The organism is Streptomyces odontotermitis, assembly GCF_050510915.1.
Taxonomy (GTDB): Bacteria; Actinomycetota; Actinomycetes; order Streptomycetales; family Streptomycetaceae; genus Streptomyces.
In genome coordinates this window covers 123609-144232 of sequence record NZ_JBNJLS010000013.1, presented here as the reverse complement: position 1 = coordinate 144232, position 20624 = coordinate 123609, and the positions used below count along the sequence as shown (strand labels likewise).

Below are 20624 nucleotides of genomic sequence, written 5' to 3'. Positions count from 1 at the left end.
AAAGGGGGTTCCTCCTGGAGGGCCCCTCCTGGGGAACGCCCCCGGCTACAGCAGCGTCGCACCCTCGACCGGCGTCTCCTGGAGGATCCCGTCGAGCCGCGCCAACACATCCGGGCCGAGGGCCACTTGTGCCGCGGCGAGGTTCTCCTCGATGTGCTTCGGCGTGCGGCTGCCCGGGATCGGCACCACATTCGGGCCCTGGTGCAGCAGCCAGGCGAGCGCCAACTGACCGGGGGTGATGCCCAGTTCGGCGGCGAAGCCCCGCACGGGCACGAACCGGTCATTGTTGATCTTCAGGTTGGCGGCGCCGAAGCGCGGCGCGTTCCACCGGAAGTCGCCCTCGTCGACCCTGTCGACCTGCCCTGTCAGAAAGCCGGCCCCGAGCGGCGACCAGGGCACCAGACCGACACCCAACTCCCGCGCCGCCTCCAGCAGTTCCGCATCGATCGGCCGCCACATCGCCCACTCGTTCTGCACTGCCGCGACCGGACGCTCGGCATGCGCCGCCCGCAGCTGCTCAGCCGTCACGTTGGAGAGCCCCACATGCCGTACGAGACCGGCGTCGATCAGCTCGCCGACCGCCCCCACCGTCTCCGCCAACGGCACCTGCGGGTCGGGGAAGTGCGGGTAGTACAGATCGATGTAGTCCGTGCCCAGCCTGCGCAGACTGGCCTCGGCATAGCCGCGTACGTACCTCGGGTCGCCGTTGACCACCAGCTCGCCGAAGGAGTACCCCACAGGGAACGGGTGCGGCTCGGCGCCCTCCACGAGCTGGAGGCCGAACTTCGTGGCGAGCACGACCTGTTCGCGGCGGCCCTTCAGAGCCTTCCCGATGAGCCATTCGTTGTGCCCGTCGGGGCCGTAGTCGTCCGAGGTGTCGATGAACGTGACGCCCGCGTCGACCGCCGCGAGCAGCGCACGCTCACCGCACTCGTCGTCGACCTCCCCGTAGATCCCCGGCGAGAGGGGCACCGCACCGTAGCCGAGCGCGGACACCTCGAGACCGCCGAGCCGACGGGTGGGCAGTGACTGCGGATCCATGAAAGGAATCTCCGTCCGTGATGTACGTCAGACCGTGATCCCCCACGACCACCAGTCTTCCTCACCACGGATCGGTGTCCCCTGCAACAGAAGGGAAGTTGAGAGAAATCCTCTGATCAGCGCCCGATGATCAAGCTCATCGCCTCATTGCGCGTCGCCGGGTCCCGCAGCTGGCCGCGGACCGCCGACGTGATCGTCTTGGCGCCCGGCTTGCGCACCCCGCGCATCGTCATGCACATGTGCTCGCACTCGACGACGACGATCACCCCGCGCGGCTCCAGGATCTCCATCAGGGAGTCCGCGATCTGCGTGGTCAAACGCTCCTGCACCTGCGGGCGGCGCGAGAACACGTCCACCAGGCGGGCCAGCTTCGACAGGCCGGTGATCTTCCCGTCCGTCGACGGGATGTAGCCGACGTGGGCGACGCCCACGAACGGCACCAGGTGGTGCTCGCAGCTGCTCTGCACCTCGATGTCCTTCACCAGGACCATCTCGTCGTGCCCCAGGTCGAACGTCGTCGTCAGGACGTCCTCGGGCTTCTGCCACAGACCCGCGAATATCTCCCTGTACGCGCGTGCCACGCGGCCGGGCGTCTCCCTGAGGCCCTCCCGGTCCGGGTCCTCACCGACCGCGATCAGGAGCTCCCGCACGGCGTTCTCGGCCCGCTTCTCGTCGAACTCACCGATCGTGCCCTCGCCGTCGAGCGTCACGGGGTCGGTCATCTGTGCCTCGTTCCTGTGCGTGTCACGCCTGGTTCACCGCGCGGCCGGAAAACGCCGCCGCGCCCCCCAGGCTAAAACCTGGGGGGCGCGGCATCCATTCCGGGCCTGCTGGGGCAGGTGGGATCAGCTCTCGGGGCGGTCCTCCGGGGCCACCTCGATGGGCTGGGTCTCACCCGGGGCGGCGGTCACCGCGGGGGTGGCGCCGTTCGCCCCGTTCGTCAGCGACAGCTCCTTGGGGGAGAGCACCGGCGGGCGGGTCGAGGGCGTACGCCGCGAGGAACCGGTCCACGCCGGGCGGGCCGGGCGCTTCACGATCGGCGCGAAGATCTCGGCGATCTGCTCCTTGCCGAGGGTCTCCTTCTCGAGGAGCTGGAGGACCAGGTTGTCGAGAACGTCGCGGTTCTCGACGAGGATCTCCCACGCCTCGTTGTGCGCGGTCTCGATGAGCTTCTTGACCTCTTCGTCGACCAGCGCGGCGACCTCTTCCGAGTAGTCCCGCTGGTGCGCCATCTCGCGCCCGAGGAACGGCTCGCTGTTGTCGCCGCCGAACTTGATCGCACCGAGGCGCTCGGTCATGCCGTACTGCGTGACCATCGCGCGGGCCGTGGTCGTGGCCTTCTCGATGTCGTTGGCCGCGCCCGTCGTCGGGTCGTGGAAGACGAGCTCCTCGGCCGCGCGGCCGCCCAGCATGTACGCGAGCTGGTCCAGCATCTCGTTGCGCGTGGTCGAGTACTTGTCCTCGTCCGGCAGGACCATGGTGTAGCCCAGGGCCCGGCCGCGCGACAGGATCGTGATCTTGTGGACCGGGTCCGAGTTCGGAGACGCCGCCGCGACCAGGGCGTGACCGCCCTCGTGGTACGCGGTGATCTTCTTCTCCTTGTCGGACATGATCCGCGTGCGCTTCTGCGGACCGGCCACGACGCGGTCGATCGCCTCGTCCAGCATGGAGTTGTCGATCAGCTTCTTGTCGCTGCGGGCGGTGAGCAGCGCGGCCTCGTTCAGGACGTTGCTCAGGTCCGCACCCGTGAAGCCCGGCGTACGGCGCGCGACCGCGGACAGGTCCACGTCCGGAGCGACCGGCTTGCCCTTCTGGTGGACCTTGAGGATCTCCAGACGGCCCTGCATGTCCGGGCGGTCGACGGCGATCTGCCGGTCGAAGCGGCCGGGGCGCAGGAGAGCCGGGTCGAGGATGTCCGGGCGGTTCGTGGCGGCGATCAGGATGACGCCGCCCTTCACGTCGAAGCCGTCCATCTCGACGAGCAGCTGGTTGAGCGTCTGCTCGCGCTCGTCGTGGCCACCGCCGAGACCGGCGCCGCGGTGACGTCCCACCGCGTCGATCTCGTCGACGAAGACGATCGCCGGGGCGTTCGCCTTGGCCTGCTCGAAGAGGTCACGGACTCGGGAGGCACCGACACCGACGAACATCTCGACGAAGTCGGAACCGGAGATCGAGTAGAACGGCACCCCGGCCTCACCGGCGACGGCACGCGCGAGCAGCGTCTTACCGGTACCGGGCGGGCCGTAGAGCAGCACACCCTTGGGGATCTTGGCGCCGACGGCCTGGAACTTCGCCGGCTCCTGGAGGAACTCCTTGATCTCGTGGAGCTCCTCGACGGCCTCGTCGGACCCCGCCACATCGGAGAAGGTCGTCTTCGGGGTGTCCTTGGTGATCAGCTTGGCCTTGGACTTCCCGAAGTTCATGACCCGGGAGCCGCCGCCCTGCATCTGATTCATCAGGAACAGGAAGACGACGACGATGAGGACGAAGGGAAGCAGCGAGAGCAGGATCCCGACGAAGGGGTTCTGCTTCGACGGCGAGACGGTGTACCCGTCCGGAATCTGCTTGTCCTGGTACTTGGCCTGCAGAGTCTTGGCGATCTCGACGCCCTGGTCGCCGATGTAGCTCGCCTGGATCTTGCTGCTGTCCTTGACCTTCTGGCCGTCCTTGAGCTCGACCTTGATGATCGACTCATCACCGGTGGTGAGCTTGGCGGACTCGACCTTGTTGTCGTTGATCGCCTGCACGACCTGGCCGGTGTCCACCGTCTTGTAGCCGCCGGACGAACCGACGACCTGCATCAACACGACCACGGCAAGGACGGCCAGCACGATCCACATGACTGGCCCACGGAAGTATCGCTTCACGTCCATCCATACGGAGCGGAATTCGCCCCGTCCCTCCTGCCATAGTGAGTTTGATAAAGACTGTTCTTCGGACGGTACCCCAGCATTGTCACCCGAAGCCGCACGGGACGGCTGCCAATCCCGCCTTCGCATGCTCCAACGGCGGGAAACGGGTGAGGGTTCCCAAGCGTCCTACAGAGGTTGAGCCTTGCGCCAGCGGCGCCGCTCAGCCGCCGTACACGTGCGGCGCGAGCGTGCCGACGAACGGCAGGTTCCGGTACTTCTCCGCGTAGTCCAGGCCGTAGCCCACGACGAACTCGTTCGGGATGTCGAAGCCGACCCACTCCACGTCGATCGCGACCTTGGCGGCCTCCGGCTTGCGCAGCAGCGTGCACACCTTGAGGGAGGCGGGCTCGCGCGAGCCGAGGTTGGAGAGCAGCCAGGACAGCGTCAGCCCGGAGTCGATGATGTCCTCGACGATCAGGACGTGCTTGCCCTTGATGTCGGTGTCCAGGTCCTTGAGGATGCGGACCACTCCGGAGGACTGGGTACCCGCGCCGTACGAGGACACGGCCATCCAGTCCATCGTGAGCGGGGTGGACAGGGCGCGCGCCAGGTCCGCCATGACCATCACGGCGCCCTTGAGGACACCGACGATCAGCAGGTCCTTGCCCGCGTACTCCACGTCGATCTTCGCGGCCAGCTCGGCCAGCTTCGCGTCGATCTCTTCCTTGGTGATGAGCACCGACTGAAGGTCGGTGCCCATGTCTTTCGCGTCCACCCGCATCACTTTCGGTCGTCCCACCGGCCGGGCCGGGTCTCCCTGATCCCCCTGCGGAACAGGACCCTCGTCAGCCTTGCCGGATGACCAGTCTGCCACCCTGCCGCTGAGCGACCACCTTGCCGGGGAGATTGATGGCTCCCTGGCCTCGCCAGCCCGTGATCAGCCGGTCGACTTCCTCGATGTGGCGCGCGAACAGCGAACCCGCCGGCGCCCCCGCCTCGATGGCGGCACGGCGCAGGATCCGGCGGCGTACCGCGGGCGGCAGCGCGTAGAGCTTGGCGCACTCCAGGAGCCCGGCGGGATCGCGCACCGTCGACTCGGCCTGGGCGGCCCACTCGTCGAGCGCGTCGGCGTCGTCCCGGGACAGCTGGGCCGTCCGGGCGAGGGCCTCGACGACGCCCTTGCCGAGCGCCTTCTCCAGGGCGGGCAGGCCCTCGTGGCGCAGGCGGGAGCGGGTGTACGCGGGGTCGGTGTTGTGCGGGTCGTCCCAGACGGCGAGGGACTGGACCATGCACGCCTTGCGGGCGGTCTGCCGGTCGATGTGCAGGAAGGGGCGGCGGTAGCGGCGGGGCGCCCCGGAGGTGCCGGAGACGGCGGCCATCCCGGACAGCGAGCGGATGCCGGAGCCGCGGGCCAGGCCGAGCAGGACCGTCTCTGCCTGGTCGTCACGGGTGTGGCCGAGCAGGACCGCGGCGGCGCCGAGGCGCTCTGCGGCGGCGTCGAGCGCGGCGTAGCGGGCGTCGCGGGCGGCCGCCTCGGGGCCGCCGTCCCGGCCGACGTCCACGGCCACGGACTCCACCGGGTCCAGGCGCAGGCCGGTGAGCCGGGCGACAACCTCCGCGGCACGCAGGTCCGAGCCGGGCTGCAGGCCGTGGTCGACGGTGATGCCGCCGGCGCGGATGCCGAGCTTGGGGGCTTCGAAGGCGAGGGCTGAGGCCAGCGCCATGGAGTCGGCGCCGCCGGAGCATGCGACGAGCACGAGCGGCGGGGGCGGCGGCTCGTGTGGGGTCTGTGGGGGGACGTGCTCGATGCGCTGGGCGTGTTCGGTCAGTACGTCGTGGAGTACGCGGCGGACCGCCAGGCGTATCGCCGCGACCGCAGGATGGGGACCCATGTCCGGTATCCCTTCAGGAAATGTCGGTGTGAGCCTCGGACCAGTCACTGAAGACCAACTGGGGAAACCGAGTCTCGTCACGCCCCGGAAGGACCCGGACGCCCCGAGAGTTCGGTCACTCAGAGTGTGTCGATGGTGACAGAGCCGAGCCGTTACCCGAGCATCGCACGCCTACCCATGGCTCACGGTCCCTCGGACGGGTGATTGCGGGGGCGTTCTCCTGCCACCGGCCGCATCCAGTTCCTCACTCTGCCTTACGGTGCACCCGCGCGACCCAGTCCGCCGGTTTGGCGATCTCCGCCTTGGTCGGGAGCGTGTTCGGAGAGGTCCAGACGCGGTTGAAGCCGTCCATGCCGACCTCCTCCACGACGGCGCGCACGAAGCGCTCCCCGTCGCGGTACTGGCGCAGCTTCGCGTCCAGGCCGAGGAGCTTGCGCAGCGCCTGGTCGAGGCGGCTCGCGCCGCGGGCCCTGCGCTCCTTGAACTTCTCGCGGATCTCGGCCACCGACGGCACCACGGCCGGGCCCACACCGTCCATCACGAAGTCCGCGTGACCCTCCAGAAGGGACATCACGGCGGTGAGGCGGGCGAGGATCTCGCGCTGGGCGGGGGTCTGCACCAGCTCGACGATGGAGCGGCCGCCGTCGTCCTGCTCGCCCTCGGGGCGGCCGCCCGCGAACGACTGGGCGGCCTCGCGCACCCGCTCCAGGACCGTCGTCGGGTCGACCTCGGTCTCGCCCAGGAACGACTGGATCTCGCCCTCGAGGTGGTCGCGGAGCCAGGGGACGGCCGAGAACTGGGTGCGGTGCGTCTCCTCGTGCAGACAGACCCAGAGCCTGAAGTCATGCGGGTCCACGTCGAGTTCGCGCTCCACGTGGACGATGTTCGGGGCGACGAGGAGGAGCCTGCCGCCGCCGTTCTCCCCGGCCGGGAGCTCTCGGGTGGCGGGGGCGAAGGTCTCGTACTGGCCGAGGACGCGGGAGGCGAGGAAGGAGAGCAGCATCCCGAGCTCCACGCCGGTGACCTTGCCGCCGACCGCGCCGAGCATCGCGCCGCCGGGGCCGCTGCCGCGCTTGTCCTGCATCTTCTCCAGGAGGGGCTTGAGGATCTCCCGGAACCCCGCCACGTTCGCCCGGACCCAGCCTGCTCGGTCCACTACGAGGACGGGGGTGTCGTGGGTCTCGTCCGTCCCCATCCTGGTGAAGGAACGGACGTGCTCCTCCGAGGACTTGGCGTGCCGCCGCAGCTCCGCGACCACCGCGCGCGCCTCGTCCCGGCTCACCTCGGGGCCCGGCCGCACGAGCCGGGTCGCGGTCGCCACCGCGAGATTCCAGTCGACCATCTCGGCACCACCGATGCTCGTCATGCCGTCAACGGTACGTGGTCGGCTCCGCCTGGGGAGGGGGGTTGGTCCCCGAGGTTGCTCCTGGCTTGCCCCTAAGGGTGGGGCGGCCCCCGGGGCTTCGCCCCCGGTCCCCCGTCGGCCTTCGGCCTCCCCCTCAATCGCCGGACGGGCCTATTCGTCGCGGCAGCCGCAGTTCGCCAAGGACGACGCCATGTGGTCCAGGGCCGCCTGCGCCGCCTGGGGGTCCGTCGTGCCGTCCGCCATGAAGGCGAAGACCAGGAAGCGGCCGTCCGCGTCCACGACCGTGCCCGCGAGGGTGTTCACGCCCGTGAGCGTGCCGGTCTTGGCGCGGACGACGCCCGTGCCCGGGGACTCCTTGGGGTAGCGGTCGACGAGGGTGCCGGTGAAGCCCGCCACGGGGAGGCCCGTGATCACGGAGCGGAGCTGGGGGTGGGCGGGGTCGGCCGCGCGGGCGAGCAGGGTGGAGAGCAGCTCCGCGGAGAGGCGGTCGGCGCGGTCCAGGCCGCTGCCGTCGGCGAACTTCGTCCCGGAGAGCGGGAGTTCGAGCTTGCCGAGCTGCTTCTCGACGGCCTTGCCGCCGCCGTCGAAGCTCGCCGGCTCGTCCGAGGCGAGCGCCGTCTGGCGGGCGAGGGCCTCGGCGATGTCGTTGTCGCTGTGCGTCAGCATGCGCTCGACCAGGGAGGACAGGGGCGGGGACTCGACCTTGGCGAGGGACTCGGCGTTGCCGGACGCCTTGGAGGGGCCAGGGGCGTCGGAGGAGACGTCCACGCCCTCGTCGCGCAGGAGGTCCGCGAACTTCTTGGCCGCGTCGGCCGCCGGGTCGCCCGCGCGCGGGGCGGGGCCCGAGGAGGAGTCGTCGAGCCGGCCCTCGTCCGCCATCAGGGCGCTGACCGGCGAGAGGTTCTCGTTCGGGCCGATGGGGTGCAGGGGCGGGCCCGAGTACAGCGACGTGTCGTACGAGAGCTTGATCTTGCTCTCGTCGCGGTCCTTCAGGGCGCGGGCCGTGTCCTCGGCGAGGTCGCGCAGGCTCGCGGACTGCGCCACGTACTTGCCGTCCTTGCGGGCGGTCAGCGTGGGGTCGCCGCCGCCGACCAGGACGACCTCCTTGGTGCCGGGTTCGATGACCGCCTTCGTGGCGATGCGGTGGTCGGCGCCCGCAGCGGAGAGGGCCGCGACCGCCGTGGCGATCTTGATCGTGGACGCGGGCGTCGCCGCCGCGCCCGCCTCCTTGCCGTAGATCCGCTCCCCCGTGGCCGCGTCGAGGACGACCGCCGAGCGGTGCGGACCGAGGGCGTGGTTCTTGAGGAGGGGGTCCAGGACGTCCGCGAGGGCGCGGCCCGTCGGCGCGGGCGCCGAGCCCGCGGGGGCACCGAGCCCGCTGAGCACGGAAGGAGCGCTCGGGGCCGCTTCGGGCGCCCCCGCGACCGTACCGCCGTCGTGATCTGCGCCACCCCCGGCCTCCTGGGAGGCCGCCCAGTCGCGCTCCGCCGTACGCTGACCCGAGGAGTCCCAGGGACCGGCCGCGGCCACAGCCCCGGCCGCGATCGCAAGCCCGACACCGGCGGCACCCGCCGTGAGCTGCCAGGTCTTGAGCTTCACGGCGCGCTCCGACAGCTTCCGGACAGGAGGCTTCGGAAGCCGACTCAAGAGCTGCGATGGTTTGAGCTCGGGCACGACGACCAGCCCCTTTCGCGATCACACACGTGCGTGAGGGACACTTAACCACCCGAAGTATGTGCTGATCATGGAGGAGCCACCCGTGGAGTTCGACGTCACCATCGAGATTCCGAAGGGTTCGCGGAACAAGTACGAGGTGGACCACGAGACCGGCCGCATCCGCCTTGACCGTCGACTCTTCACGTCCACCAGCTACCCCGCGGACTACGGCTTCGTCGAGAACACCCTCGGCGAGGACGGTGACCCGCTGGACGCGCTGGTCATCCTGGACGAGCCGACGTTCCCCGGCTGCCTCATCAAGTGCCGCGCCATCGGCATGTTCCGGATGACCGACGAGGCGGGCGGCGACGACAAGCTGCTGTGCGTCCCGGCCTCGGACCCGCGCGTGGAGCACCTGCGCGACATCCACCACGTCTCCGAGTTCGACCGTCTGGAGATCCAGCACTTCTTCGAGGTCTACAAGGACCTGGAGCCCGGCAAGTCCGTCGAGGGTGCCGACTGGGTCGGCCGCTCGGACGCCGAGGCCGAGATCGAGCGTTCCTACAAGCGCTTCAAGGACGAGGGCGGCCACTGAGCACCCCCCTTCCTGGCCGACGGGCCGCTCGACCCCTGGGGGTCGGGCGGCCCGTTCGCGTATTCGTGCGCATACTGACGTACGAGACGTACGTGGGGTACGCACGCGCCAAGTGAGGAGCGAGGGCAGGTCGTGGCGGAGCCGGACGCGGAAGACCGCAAGCCGCAGTCGGACGAGGCGCGCAGCGCCTTCAGCCAGCCCAGCGGGGTGATCGCGCAGACACCCGCACCGGAGGACGAGTCGCAGACGACGTCGGAGTTCGCGCTCCCCGACGGGCTCGCCACGCCCGCCTCGTCCACCCAGGAGACGGAGCGGTCGGCCTTCAGCACGCCGCACACCTACAGCTCGCGCAATCCCCCGCCCGCGTTCACCCCGGCGCAGGGCATACCCATGGTGCGGCTCACCAAGGACGTGCCCTGGCAGGACCAGATGCGCACGATGCTGCGCCTGCCGGTCGCCGAGCGGCCCGCGCCCGAGCCCTCGCAGAAGCAGGAGGACGACGCGGGGCTTCCGGTGCCGCGCGTGCTCGACCTGACGCTGCGTATCGGGGAGCTGCTGCTCGCGGGCGGCGAGGGCGCCGAGGACGTGGAGGCCGCGATGTTCGCGGTCTGCCGCAGCTACGGGCTCGACCGGGTCGAGCCGACCGTGACGTTCACGCTCCTGTCGATCTCGTACCAGCCGTCCCTGGTGGACGACCCGGTCACGGCGTCCCGGACGGTGCGGCGCCGCGGCACCGACTACACGCGGCTCGCGGCCGTCTTCCAGCTGGTCCACGACATCAGCGACCCGGAGGTCGACGTCTCCCTGGAGAACGCGTACCGGCAGCTCGCGGAGATCCGCCGCAACCGCCACCCCTACCCGGGGTGGGCCCTGACGGCGGCCAGCGGGCTGCTGGCGGGCGCGGCGTCCGTGCTGGTCGGCGGTGGGGTGCTGGTCTTCGTGATCGCGGCGTGCGGCGCGATGCTCGGCGACCGGCTCGCCTGGCTGTGTGCGGGGCGCGGGCTGCCGGAGTTCTACCAGTTCGTGGTGGCCGCGATGCCGCCCGCGGCGCTCGGCGTCGCGCTGAGCCTCTCGCACACCCAGGAGGTACGGGCGTCCGCGGTCATCACCGGTGGGCTGTTCGCGCTGATCCCGGGGCGGGCGCTGGTGGCGGGCGTGCAGGACGGCCTGACCGGCTACTACATCACCGCCGCCGCACGGCTCCTGGAGGTCGTCTACCTGATCGTGGCGATCGTCTGCGGCGTGCTGCTCGTGCTCTCGCTCGGCGTGATGCTGGACGCGACGGGGCTGAAGCCGGAGACGACCTTCGAGCAGGTCCCCACGCGGCCCGTGGTGCAGATCCTGGCGTCCATGGCGCTGAGCCTCGCCTTCGCGATCCTGCTCCAGCAGGAGCGCAACACCGTGCTCGCCGTGACCCTCAACGGGGGCGTCGCCTGGATCATGTACGGGGCCCTGGCGCAGACCAACCTGAAGCTGTCGCCGGTCGCGGCGACGGCGATCGCGGCCGGGCTCGTGGGGCTGTTCGGGCAGCTCTTCTCGCGGTACCGGTTCGCTTCGTCGCTGCCCTATGTGACGGCGGCGATCGGGCCCCTGCTGCCGGGTAGCGCCACGTACTTCGGGCTGTTGGCGCTGGCGCAGAACGACATGAACCGGGGGCTCGGCTCGCTCACCAAGGCGGTGGCCACCGCCCTGGCGATCGCGATCGGCGTGAACCTGGGGAGCGAGATCTCCCGGCTGTTCCTCACGGCGCCCACGGCCGCGGCCGCGAACCGCCGGGCGGCGAAGCGGACGCGAGGGTTCTGAGCCGCGGGGCCGGAGCCGCAGGGACGGAGCCGCAGGGACGGAGCCGCAGGGACGGAGCCGCAGGGCCGGAGCCGCAGGGTCAGGGCAGCGGGGTCAGCGCTTGGCGTGCCTGCCCCGGGTCGGCTGGGGGGCCGCGGTCTCGCCCGCCGCCGGTCGCTCCTTCTTCGCCTTGCTGCGTGCCCGCAGGAACTCGATGGCGATCGGGACCACCGAGATCAGGACGATGAGGACCAGGATCGCCTCGATGTTCTTGTGGACGAACTCGATGTTGCCCAGCCAGGCGCCGAGGAGGGTGACGCCGGCGCCCCAGAGGATGCCGCCGAGGATGTTGAAGGTGATGAAGGAGCGGTAGCGCATGCCGCTGACGCCCGCGATGATCGGCGTGAACGTGCGCACGATCGGCACGAAACGGGCCAGGACCAGGGACTTCGCGCCGTACTTCTCGAAGAACTCGTGGGCCTTGACCACGTTCTCCTGCTTGAAGAGCTTGGAGTCCGGGCGGTTGAAGAGCGAGGGCCCGACCTTCTTGCCGAACAGGTAGCCCGCCTGGTCGCCGACGATCGCGGCGACGCAGATCAGCACGACGGCCAGCCAGAGCGGGAAGTCCAGCTTGTTCGTCGTGATCAGCAGGCCCGTGGTGAACAGGAGCGAGTCGCCCGGCAGGAAGAAGCCGATGAGCAGGCCCGACTCCGCGAAGACGATCAGGAGCAGGCCCCAGATGCCGAACTGGTTGAGCAGGTAATCCGGATCCAGCCAGCTTGGTCCGAGCGCAAGCGTCGTCACGGTTCCGGGCTCCTGAGGGTGAGGGGGCGATGCCGCCAGCGGGGCGTTGCGGCCGGTGTGGCCGCCCAAAACTATCAACGCCAGGTGTCGCCACCAGGTTCCACTGCTCTCCCCAGGGTGCACTGCGCGCGAACCAGGACAAAGCTGTGCTCATGAGCATTGACGATTTCGGCGGCGGCCTGAACCCCCAGTCCGACGTCCTCGTGGTGACCACCAACGACGTCCCCGGCTTCCGCGTGCAGCGGGTCATCGGGGAGGTCTTCGGCCTCACGGTGCGGTCGCGGCACCTCGGCAGCCAGATCGGCGCGGGCCTGAAGTCCATGATCGGCGGCGAGCTCAAGGGGCTCACCAAGACCCTCGTGGAGACCCGCAACCAGGCCATGGACCGGCTCATCGAGCAGGCACGCGCGCGTGGGGCGAATGCCGTGCTGATGTTCCGCTTCGACGTCACGGAGGCGATGGACGGAGCGGCGGAAGTGTGCGCGTACGGCACGGCCGTCGTGATCGAGGCGCAGCCGTAGCCCCACCGGGGCCCACTGCTCCTGCCCCGCCGGGAACCGCTACTACTTCTTGCCGGCTTTCCCGCTCTTCCCGCTCTTTCCGCCCCGCAGCCTGCCGATGAGCCGCTTCGCCTCGGCCCGGTTCTTGGGGTCGTCGGCGGCGCGGCGGGCTTCACGCACCGCCCGCCGCCCCTCGGGGCTGCGGGCGAACTTCGTGACGCGGGAGAGCAGTCCGGACATGACGCCTCCTGGAGTCGGTGCGAACCCCCGTATCCCCGCAGTGTCGACCCGCCGCCCCGTTCTGTCACGGGGCGGCGGCGCCCCTCAGGCCGCCCGCGCCTCGTTCGCGAGGATCGCGTCCCGCATGAAGACCGCGAGGCCCGGCCGGATCGCCTCGTAGACGGCCGTGAAGCGCTCGTCGTCCACGTACATCCTGCCGAGGCAGGAGTGCAGCTCGTGCGGGCACGCGTAGTGGGACCGCGTGATGAAGAGGCGGTGCTCCTCGGCGACGTCCATCGCCTCCGTGGAGTCCGCGGCCAGGCCGCGTGCGAGGACGTCGGCCATGCGCGCGTGGATGGCCTCCATCTCCGTGTTGATCCGCTTCCAGTCCTCCTTCGTGTAGGAGGCCGCCTTGCGCTGCGACTCGCGGTACGCCTCGGTGTCGCCCCAGCGCTCGGCGACCTCGTCCGCGTACTGGTCGGGGTCGTGGTCCCCGAAGACCTCGAACTTCTCCTCGGGCGTGAGATTGATGCCCATCTTCCGCGCCTCCATGGCATTTTCGACGGCGGCGGCCATCTTCTGGAGCTTCTCGATGCGGTCGGTCAGCAGCTCGTGCTGGCGCCGCAGATGCGCCCGCGGATCGACCCGCGGGTCGTCGAGCAGGCTCGCCACCTCGTCGAGGGGGAAGCCGAGCTCCCGGTAGAACAGGACCTGCTGCAGCCGGTCCAGGTCCGCGTCGCTGTAGCGGCGGTGGCCCGCGTGGCTGCGCTCGCTCGGGGCGAGCAGGCCGATCTCGTCGTAGTGGTGCAGCGTGCGCACCGTGACCCCGGCGAATCCGGCGACCTGTCCCACGGAGTAGCTCATGGCGTCCGGTCCCTCTGGCTCGTGTTTCTTCGTACGCGCTTCAGCCTGGGTCCTCACGTCGCGTGAGGTGCAAGTCCAGCCGCCACGGGACTTCCTAGCGCTCGTCCCCGGGGTGCCGCTCCCCCGTCGCGTACGGGTTCTCCTCGCCCTCCGCGAGCACCCCCACGAAGGGCTCGCCCTCGCCCGCGAAGGTGTAGGCGCCGCCTTCGATGCGGGCGATCAGCTCCTTGGTCCACTCGGCGCCGTTGTCCGCCGAGCTCACCCAGAAGTTCATGATCTCGCCGATGTGGCCCAGCTGCTCGGGGCCGTCCTCGGGCGTGTAGTACTCGGTGACGGAGGTGCGCCAGGCCGCGATGCGGTGCACCCGCTCCTGGAGCAGGCCGACGACCTCCGCGCGCGGCAGGTCCACCATGAACCCGAGCGCCGCCGCGAGGACGTCGGGCTTCTGACCGTACGCGGTGAGGGACTCGCGGAGCAGGGCGAGGAACTCCTCGGTGCCCTGCTCCGTGATCTCGTACTCCGTGCGCGGCGGGCCGCCCACCGTGGACGGGGCGATCTCGTGGGCGCGCAGCAGTCCCTGCTTCGCCATCTGTTTCAGGGCGTGGTAGATCGAGCCCGGCTTGGCGTTGGACCAGTCGTTGGCGCCCCAGTACTCCAGGTCGTTGCGGACCTGGTAGCCGTGGGCGCGGCCGTGCTGGCGCACCGCGCCCAGGACCAGGAGCCGGATCGCTGACATCTCGTAACCCTTCGTACCCCTCAGTCTTCAACTTTGACTAGGGTACGCCGGGGCTAGCCCCGCTGTCCGCTCTCCTCGGCGACCAGCTCGAACGCGGTCTTGCCGTCGAGGGACTCCCGGATGATGTCGGCGTGGCCCGCGTGCCGGGCGATCTCCTCGACGAGGTGCAGCATCAGCCAGCGCATCGACACGACGCCGTCCTTGGGGAACCAGGGCGCCGGCGGCAGCGGGAAGGTGTCGTCGAGGCTGGGCACCTTGCGGATGAACTCCTCGGTCTCCTGGGCGACTTGGTCCCAGAAGGCGAGGACACCGGCGACCGTCTCGGCGCCAGTGAGCACGAAGCCCTCGCTCCAGGTCTCCTCGGTGCGCTGCCGCTCGTTCGGACGCTGCTGCGCCATGCGCAGCCAGTTCAGCTCCACCTCGGCGACGTGCTTGACGAGCCCCGAGAGGGACAGCTCGCTGGCGCTGGGGGTCTGCGCCGCCTGCTCGTCCGTGAGGCCGAGCACGGACCTGCGCAGGCCGCCGCGCTGGGCCTCCACGAAGTTGAGGAGCGCGCCGCGCTCGTCGCCGTGGGCCTCTGCGTTGACGTGAGTAGGCATGGTGACCTCTCCCTGCTCGGGTGCTGCCGGGCTTTCCGACACCACCCACGTTACGGACCCTTGCGGTCAGGTTCTGTCCGCAAGTCCGTACGGGATCGGGGAAGCCGGGGAGAGCTCAGAACGGGAACCGCGAGCGCCCGTGCTGCACCGAGATCCACTTGTGCGTGGTGAACGCCTCCACCGTCGCATCCCCGTTCAGGCGGCCGATGCCGGAGCGCTTCTCGCCGCCGAAGGGCACGATCGGCTCGTCGTGGACGGTGCCGTCGTTGATGTGGATCATGCCGCTGTGCAGGCGCTTCGCGAGCCGGACGCCGCGCTCGACGTCGCCGGTGTGGACGGCGCCGCTCAGGCCGTACGGGGTGTCGTTGGCGATGCGGACGGCCTCGTCCTCGCCGTCGAAGGGGACGAGGAGGGCGACCGGGCCGAAGATCTCCTGGGCCAGGACCGGGGAGTCGGCGGGGACGTCGGTGAGGACCGAGGGGGCGACCAGATTGCCGTCCGTGCGGCCGTGCAGCAGGGCCGTCGCGCCCGCCTCCACCGTCTGCTTCACCACCGACGAAACGGCGTCCGCCTGCGAGGAGTTGATGAGCGGGCCGATGTGCGTCGCCGGGTCCGCCGGGTCGCCGACCTTCAGCGTCCTGACCTTGGCGACGAACTTCTCGGTGAACTCCGCCTGCACCGAGCGGTCCACCAGGACGCGGTTGGCGGCCATGCAGACCTGTCCCTGGTGGACGTAGCGGCTGAAGACGGCCGCGTCCACCGCGTAGTCCACGTCCGCGTCGTCGAGGACGATCAGGGCGCTGTTGCCGCCGAGTTCCAGGACCGAGCGCTTGAAGTTCGCGGCGCAGACCGTGGCGACGTGGCGGCCGACGGCGTCCGAGCCGGTGAAGGAGATGACGCTCGGGACGGGGTGCTCTATGAGGGCGTCGCCTATCTCGGCTATGTCCGTGATCACCACGTTGAGCAGCCCGGCGGGCAGGCCCGCCTGCTCGAAGATCTGGGCCACCAGGCTGCCGCCGAGCACCGGGGCGTTCTGATGCGGCTTCAGGACGACCGCGTTGCCGAGGGCGAGGGCCGGGGCGACCGACTTCAGCGAGAGCAGGAAGGGGAAGTTGAAGGGGCTGATGACGCCGACGACGCCGACCGGGACGCGGTAGAGGCGGTTCTCCTTGCCGTCGTCGGGCGAGGGCAGGATGCGCCCCTCGGGGGCGAGCGCCAAGTGCACGGCCTCGCGCAGGAATTCCTTGGCGAGGTGCAGCTCGAAGGCCGCCTTGAGGAGGGTGCCGCCCAGCTCCTGGACGATGGCCTCGGTGATCTCGGCCTCACGGTCCTCGACGATGCGCAGGGCGCGCTCGAAGACGGCTCGTCTGGCGTACGGGTTGGTGTTCGCCCAGGCTTCCTGTGCGCGCTGCGCCGCGCGGTACGCCTGGTCCACCTCGTCGGCCGTCGCGACCGTGACGGAGGCGAGCTTCTCCCCGTCGTACGGGTTGAAGTCGATGATGTCCCAGGAGCCCGAGCCGTCCCTCCACTCACCGTCTATGTACTGGTAAGCCAAGTCAGTGAAGAAGGACATGTGACGGACCCCTTGCCGCAGACGCAGACTGAAGCAGAAACCTGAGATTCCGTCATACTACTTGTGTTCTACGTGAGTTGGAGTAGACCACGGAGCAGATCGCGGCTGTCGGCCGGATTCGGACTGTCCTTCTGCAGCTGGCTCACCACCCGCTCGTACTGGGCGACTTCCTCCCTCTTGTCGAGGTAGAGGGCGCCGGTGAGCTGCTCCAGGTACACGACGTCGGAGAGGTCCGACTCCGGGAAGCTCAGCATCGTGAACGCCCCGCTCTCGCCCGCGTGCCCGCCGAAGCTGAACGGCATCACCTGAAGCGTGACATTCTCCCGCTCCGAGATGTCGATGAGGTGCTGGATCTGGCCACGCATCACCTCACGGGACCCGTAGGGGCGCCGGAGCGCGGACTCGTCGAGCACGCAGTGGAACTTGGGGGCGTTCTCGGAGACGAGGAGCTTCTGGCGCTCCAGGCGCAGCGCGACGCGGCGCTCGATGTCGGCCTTGCTCGCGCCCTTCATGCCGCGGGCGACGACGGCGGCCGCGTACGCCTCCGTCTGCAACAGGCCGTTGATGAACTGGACTTCATAGACACGGATGAGAGAGGCGGCACCCTCCAGACCTACGTACGTCTGGAACCAGCCGGGCAGGACGTCCGAGTAACTGTGCCACCAGCCCGTGAGGTTGGCCTCTTTGGCCAGCGAGAGGAGCGCGTTCCGCTCGGACTCCTCCGTGACTCCGTAGAGCGTCAGCAAGTCCTCGACATCCCTCGACTTGAAGCTCACCCGTCCCAACTCCATGCGGCTGATCTTCGATTCGGAGGCCCGGATCGAGTAGCCGGCCTCTTCGCGGGTGATGCCGCGCGACTCCCGCAGGCGCCGCAACTGTGAGCCGAGCAGGATGCGGCGCACCACCGATCCACCGCCACTGCTCAAAGCCTGGGCGGAACCCCACGACTCCCCTGCGGCCACTGCCCTCAGTCCTCCCCATCGCTTCCGGAAGCCAGCAGTCTGCCATTAAACGCTTCGGGCCGTACACGATCGGTTACGGAAAGGGAAAGCCTTCGAACGCTCTCCACAAGAAGTCGTAGGAAGAAATGGGCAAGAAGTAGCGCGTGAGTGTCCAAGTCGGGCGCGTGCACGTGCATCTGCCCTTGCATCTGCTGTACGCATTCGGAACCATGGTCCGCGCGCCACTGCTGTACTGACCGCACCATCGCTGTACCGACCGCGCCACCGCTCCATCGCTATGTACCGCGAAACCGGGGAGTGCCTCGCATGGGGACGAATGGATCGACCATGCTCGAGCCGTTACGGCAGGGGCTACCCCCACTCGACCCCTCGGCCGTGTCGAGCGCGGCCGCCTGCTCCCTGCCCGCCCGCTACGAAGCGGTGGGCAGCGCACGGCAGTTCACCCGCTCGACGCTCGGCCAGTGGGGACTCGAGGAGCGGTTCGACGACATAGCGCTCGTCGTCTCCGAACTCGTCACCAACGCCCTGCGTCACGCACTGCCCTCGGACACCCCGCGCGAGCAGGACCCGCCCGTGCGGCTGCACCTGATGCACTGGACCGAGCGCCTCGTGTGCGCGGTGCGCGACCCCAGCGAGGAGAGTCCGGTGGCGCGCGAGGCGAAGGAGGACTTCGCCGCCGAGTCGGGGCGCGGCCTCTTCCTCGTCGACTCCTTCAGCGACAGCTGGGGCTGGCACCCGCTCGCGGGCACGCTCAACGGCAAGGTCGTGTGGGCCCTCTTCACGCTGGCGTGACCCAACTCGCTTGACGTTCGGTCAATTTGCGACCGAGGGCTGCCCCTTCGGGACCAACTTCGGGGTCAGCCGCTGATCAAGTGGTCGAACTCGCCGTCCTTCATCCCGAGCAGCATCGCCTCTATCTCGGCGCGCGTATAGACGAGCGCGGGCCCGTCGGGGAACCGCGAGTTGCGCACGGCGACATCGCCGCCCGGCAGCTTCGCGAACTCCACGCACGAGCCCTGCGAGTTGCTGTGCCTGCTCTTCTGCCAGACCACCCCGTGAAGTTCCGTGGCCGCCATGCCGTTGAACACGTGGTGCACAGGTCGCTCCCCGGTGGTGCCGTGGCTGTTGTTGCAGCCGCCAACTGGTCCGGATCATAGCTGTGTTCACATGCCGATGCATGGGCAGATGCACGTGCACGCGGGGTGGTCTCTTGGTTACAGCTTTGCCTGGACCTTCGCTAGATCCCCGCAAGCACCTGCCCCAATGCCCGCATGACATGCGAACGCCAGCCCCCGTCCATGATCTTCCGCGCCATCTGCTGCGCCGGATCGTCCGGATCGAACCCCTCATGTACTAGGAACAGACGCGTGCCGCGCCCTTCTGGCTCCACTGTCCAGGTAATGGTCCAGTCCGCGGGGTTCGGAGCCCGCGGGTCCGGCTCCGCGTCGGCCCAGCGGACGCTGAGCATCCGCCCCGGCTCGTACGCCAGGACCTGGACGTCGATCGTTCCCGAGAAGTTCGTGTTGGGGCGGGGCACGGAGGTCAGCACGTACCGGTGGCCCACCTCCAGGCGGAAGCCGTCCGCGCCGGGCATCTGCCACTGGGCGAGGAGCTCCGGGTCGGTGAGGGCGCGCCAGACCTTCGCGGGCGGGTGGGGGAAGAACTGGTCGACGCGGAGGGTCGTGAGGTCGTCGTCGGGGGCGGCGCCAGGGGCGTTCAGGCCATCGGGGGCGCCGGGGTCGTCAGGAGTGCTCATGACGGGTCATCGTCGGGCATCCGGTCGAGCAGGTCGCCGAGCCCCTTCAGCCGGTCGCGCCAGAACCGCTCGTACGGGCTGAGCCAGTCCTGCACCTCGGCGAGGGGCACCGCCTCGAGGCGGTAGATGCGCTGCCGCCCGGAGCGCTCCTCCGACACGAGGCCCGCGTCCCGGAGCACCTTGAGGTGCTCCGAGAGGCTGGGCCTGCGCATGTCGAAGTGGTCGGCGAGCGCCTGCACGGGCTGCGGGCCCTCGTCGCGCAGGAGGCGCAGGACCTCGCGCCGGGTGCCGTTGGCGAGCGCGGCGAACAGCCGGTCCTCGCGCTCACCGGTGGTGACCATGGGGTGTCAGTCGCCTTCCGTCGTCTCCGTCAGCAGCATCAGACCGTTGCCGTCGGGGTCCCGGAAGGCGGCCATCCGGCCCCAGGGCAGCTCGTCCGGGCCGCTGACCTCGACACCGGCCGCGGTGAGCCGTGCGCAGTCGGCGTCGACATCGGTCGTGAGGAGCATGATCCCCCGCGCGGAGCCGGGCACGAAACCGCCCATGCCGGGGCCGGAGAGCGTGAACACGGTCTGCGCGCCCCGGGGTGCGACCTGGAGCCAGCGGCCGGGGGGCATCTGCCGGTCCGCGGTGACCTCGAAGCCGAGCACGTCCACGTAGAAGCGCAGGGCCCGGTCCTGGTCGGCGACGGGGAGGGTGACGAAGGAGGCGTGGGTGATGTTCATGGACACGACGATAGGTAGGCGTTTTCCTACCTGTCAAACGTAGGGAAATTCCTACCTGTCCCGTTCCGTCTGGCTGCGGAGGCGGGTGAGGGGCCTGGTAGCTTGGCGCGCGATTCGCCATGGCGTATCGACAGCACGTCCAGTACCACCCGCAACACACCGCGATATAGGGGGACTTCTGTGCGCAAGCACGTACGTAACGCTCGTAAGGTCCGTATCGGAGCGGCGGCCGTGGTCGCGGCCGCGGCCCTCGTGCTGACGGGCTGCAGCAGCGACAGCGACGACGGCGACAAGGGCAAGGACTCGTCCGCCTCCGACAGCGGTTCGTCCGCGGGCAGCAGCGGCGAGTCGTCGGCGCCGGGCGACGGCGGCGACAGCGGCTCGCAGGGCGGCAGCCTCGACGGGTCCTGGGTCACGACGGCCGACGGGAAGCCGCTCGCGCTCGCCGTCACCGGCAAGACCGCGTCGCTCGTCGGCGAGAACGTCCTGTGCACGGGCACCGTGAGCGGCGGCTCGGGTTCGCAGATGCTCATGCTCAAGTGCGCGAAGGGCAATGACGACCGGTCCATGGGGAAGGTCACGTCCGTCGACGACAAGACCCTGAAGGTCGACTGGGACGCGGTCGGCACGGACACCTTCACGAAGACCGAGGGCGGGAAGCTGCCCAGCGGGCTGCCGACGGCGGACCTGCCGACTTCCTGA

General features: G+C 69.7%; 23 protein-coding genes. 5 read left to right on the top strand and 18 right to left on the bottom strand.

Annotated elements, in window-relative coordinates:
* Window positions 1-45 precede the first annotated feature (45 nt).
* The 7 genes from ACQB60_RS30395 to dacB all read right to left on the bottom strand — a co-directional run bounded on the left by ACQB60_RS30395 (window position 46) and on the right by dacB (window position 8750).
* A complete protein-coding gene (locus ACQB60_RS30395; protein WP_496929300.1) occupies window positions 46-1041 on the bottom strand; it encodes an aldo/keto reductase in 996 nt (331 codons plus the stop codon).
* Between the two features lie 116 nt (window positions 1042-1157).
* Window positions 1158-1763, bottom strand: a complete 606-nt coding sequence (folE, locus tag ACQB60_RS30390) for a GTP cyclohydrolase I FolE (protein WP_496929299.1) — start codon at window positions 1761-1763, stop codon at window positions 1158-1160.
* A gap of 123 nt (window positions 1764-1886) precedes the next feature.
* Window positions 1887-3914 carry an ATP-dependent zinc metalloprotease FtsH gene (gene ftsH, locus ACQB60_RS30385; RefSeq protein ID WP_384835075.1) on the bottom strand — a complete coding sequence of 676 codons (2028 nt, stop codon included), beginning with the start codon at window positions 3912-3914 and terminating at the stop codon, window positions 1887-1889.
* Window positions 3915-4113: 199 nt separating this feature from the next.
* Window positions 4114-4674 (bottom strand): hypoxanthine phosphoribosyltransferase, encoded by a 561-nt coding sequence (gene hpt, locus ACQB60_RS30380; protein ID WP_384835232.1) that lies wholly within the window; start codon window positions 4672-4674, stop codon window positions 4114-4116.
* 64 nt (window positions 4675-4738) lie between these two features.
* Complete coding sequence (gene tilS, locus ACQB60_RS30375; RefSeq protein ID WP_496929298.1) at window positions 4739-5785, bottom strand: tRNA lysidine(34) synthetase TilS; 1047 nt, start codon at window positions 5783-5785, stop codon at window positions 4739-4741.
* A 244-nt stretch (window positions 5786-6029) separates the two neighbouring features.
* The gene (locus ACQB60_RS30370) at window positions 6030-7151 is read right to left on the bottom strand and encodes a zinc-dependent metalloprotease (protein WP_496929297.1); all 1122 of its coding nucleotides are present in this window, start codon (window positions 7149-7151) and stop codon (window positions 6030-6032) included.
* A gap of 150 nt (window positions 7152-7301) precedes the next feature.
* A complete protein-coding gene (dacB, locus tag ACQB60_RS30365) occupies window positions 7302-8750 on the bottom strand; it encodes a D-alanyl-D-alanine carboxypeptidase/D-alanyl-D-alanine endopeptidase (RefSeq protein WP_496929296.1) in 1449 nt (482 codons plus the stop codon).
* 160 nt (window positions 8751-8910) lie between these two features.
* Here dacB and ACQB60_RS30360 point away from each other — a divergent pair, with 160 nt between their 5' ends.
* A complete protein-coding gene (locus ACQB60_RS30360) occupies window positions 8911-9402 on the top strand; it encodes an inorganic diphosphatase (RefSeq protein ID WP_496929365.1) in 492 nt (163 codons plus the stop codon).
* A gap of 132 nt (window positions 9403-9534) precedes the next feature.
* On the top strand, window positions 9535-11205 hold the full coding sequence (locus tag ACQB60_RS30355; RefSeq protein ID WP_496929295.1) for a threonine/serine exporter family protein: 1671 nt from the start codon (window positions 9535-9537) through the stop codon (window positions 11203-11205).
* A gap of 93 nt (window positions 11206-11298) precedes the next feature.
* On the opposite strand, the gene ACQB60_RS30350 is transcribed toward ACQB60_RS30355, so the two are convergent.
* Complete coding sequence (locus tag ACQB60_RS30350; RefSeq protein WP_496929294.1) at window positions 11299-11988, bottom strand: DedA family protein; 690 nt, start codon at window positions 11986-11988, stop codon at window positions 11299-11301.
* Window positions 11989-12140: 152 nt separating this feature from the next.
* Here ACQB60_RS30350 and ACQB60_RS30345 point away from each other — a divergent pair, with 152 nt between their 5' ends.
* Window positions 12141-12509: a YbjQ family protein gene (locus ACQB60_RS30345; RefSeq protein WP_384835060.1), complete on the top strand. Its 369-nt coding sequence runs from the start codon at window positions 12141-12143 to the stop codon at window positions 12507-12509.
* A 42-nt stretch (window positions 12510-12551) separates the two neighbouring features.
* Here the strand turns inward: ACQB60_RS30345 and ACQB60_RS30340 are convergent, their stop codons facing one another.
* The 6 genes from ACQB60_RS30340 to ACQB60_RS30315 all read right to left on the bottom strand — a co-directional run bounded on the left by ACQB60_RS30340 (window position 12552) and on the right by ACQB60_RS30315 (window position 17405).
* Entirely contained in the window at window positions 12552-12728 is a 177-nt protein-coding gene (locus ACQB60_RS30340; protein WP_496929293.1) for a hypothetical protein, read from the bottom strand.
* 84 nt (window positions 12729-12812) lie between these two features.
* Window positions 12813-13571, bottom strand: a complete 759-nt coding sequence (locus ACQB60_RS30335; RefSeq protein WP_496929292.1) for a MerR family transcriptional regulator — start codon at window positions 13569-13571, stop codon at window positions 12813-12815.
* Between the two features lie 94 nt (window positions 13572-13665).
* Window positions 13666-14307 (bottom strand): PadR family transcriptional regulator, encoded by a 642-nt coding sequence (locus ACQB60_RS30330; RefSeq protein ID WP_496929291.1) that lies wholly within the window; start codon window positions 14305-14307, stop codon window positions 13666-13668.
* A gap of 53 nt (window positions 14308-14360) precedes the next feature.
* On the bottom strand, window positions 14361-14906 hold the full coding sequence (locus ACQB60_RS30325; RefSeq protein WP_496929290.1) for a DinB family protein: 546 nt from the start codon (window positions 14904-14906) through the stop codon (window positions 14361-14363).
* A gap of 115 nt (window positions 14907-15021) precedes the next feature.
* Entirely contained in the window at window positions 15022-16479 is a 1458-nt protein-coding gene (locus ACQB60_RS30320) for an aldehyde dehydrogenase family protein (protein ID WP_496929289.1), read from the bottom strand.
* Between the two features lie 68 nt (window positions 16480-16547).
* Window positions 16548-17405: a Sco1979 family transcriptional regulator gene (locus ACQB60_RS30315; RefSeq protein ID WP_384835042.1), complete on the bottom strand. Its 858-nt coding sequence runs from the start codon at window positions 17403-17405 to the stop codon at window positions 16548-16550.
* 342 nt (window positions 17406-17747) lie between these two features.
* Between ACQB60_RS30315 and ACQB60_RS30310 the strand changes: the two genes are divergently transcribed.
* Window positions 17748-18233, top strand: a complete 486-nt coding sequence (locus ACQB60_RS30310; RefSeq protein WP_496929288.1) for an ATP-binding protein — start codon at window positions 17748-17750, stop codon at window positions 18231-18233.
* Window positions 18234-18298: 65 nt separating this feature from the next.
* On the opposite strand, the gene ACQB60_RS30305 is transcribed toward ACQB60_RS30310, so the two are convergent.
* The 4 genes from ACQB60_RS30305 to ACQB60_RS30290 all read right to left on the bottom strand — a co-directional run bounded on the left by ACQB60_RS30305 (window position 18299) and on the right by ACQB60_RS30290 (window position 19922).
* Window positions 18299-18538 carry a DUF397 domain-containing protein gene (locus ACQB60_RS30305; protein WP_496929287.1) on the bottom strand — a complete coding sequence of 80 codons (240 nt, stop codon included), beginning with the start codon at window positions 18536-18538 and terminating at the stop codon, window positions 18299-18301.
* Window positions 18539-18678: 140 nt separating this feature from the next.
* Complete coding sequence (locus ACQB60_RS30300) at window positions 18679-19197, bottom strand: SRPBCC family protein (RefSeq protein WP_496929286.1); 519 nt, start codon at window positions 19195-19197, stop codon at window positions 18679-18681.
* Window positions 19194-19538 (bottom strand): ArsR/SmtB family transcription factor, encoded by a 345-nt coding sequence (locus ACQB60_RS30295; RefSeq protein ID WP_384835033.1) that lies wholly within the window; start codon window positions 19536-19538, stop codon window positions 19194-19196. The genes ACQB60_RS30300 and ACQB60_RS30295 overlap by 4 nt, the downstream gene beginning before the upstream one ends.
* 6 nt (window positions 19539-19544) lie before the next feature.
* A complete protein-coding gene (locus ACQB60_RS30290; RefSeq protein WP_496929285.1) occupies window positions 19545-19922 on the bottom strand; it encodes a VOC family protein in 378 nt (125 codons plus the stop codon).
* Window positions 19923-20102: 180 nt separating this feature from the next.
* Here ACQB60_RS30290 and ACQB60_RS30285 point away from each other — a divergent pair, with 180 nt between their 5' ends.
* Entirely contained in the window at window positions 20103-20624 is a 522-nt protein-coding gene (locus tag ACQB60_RS30285) for a hypothetical protein (protein ID WP_384835027.1), read from the top strand.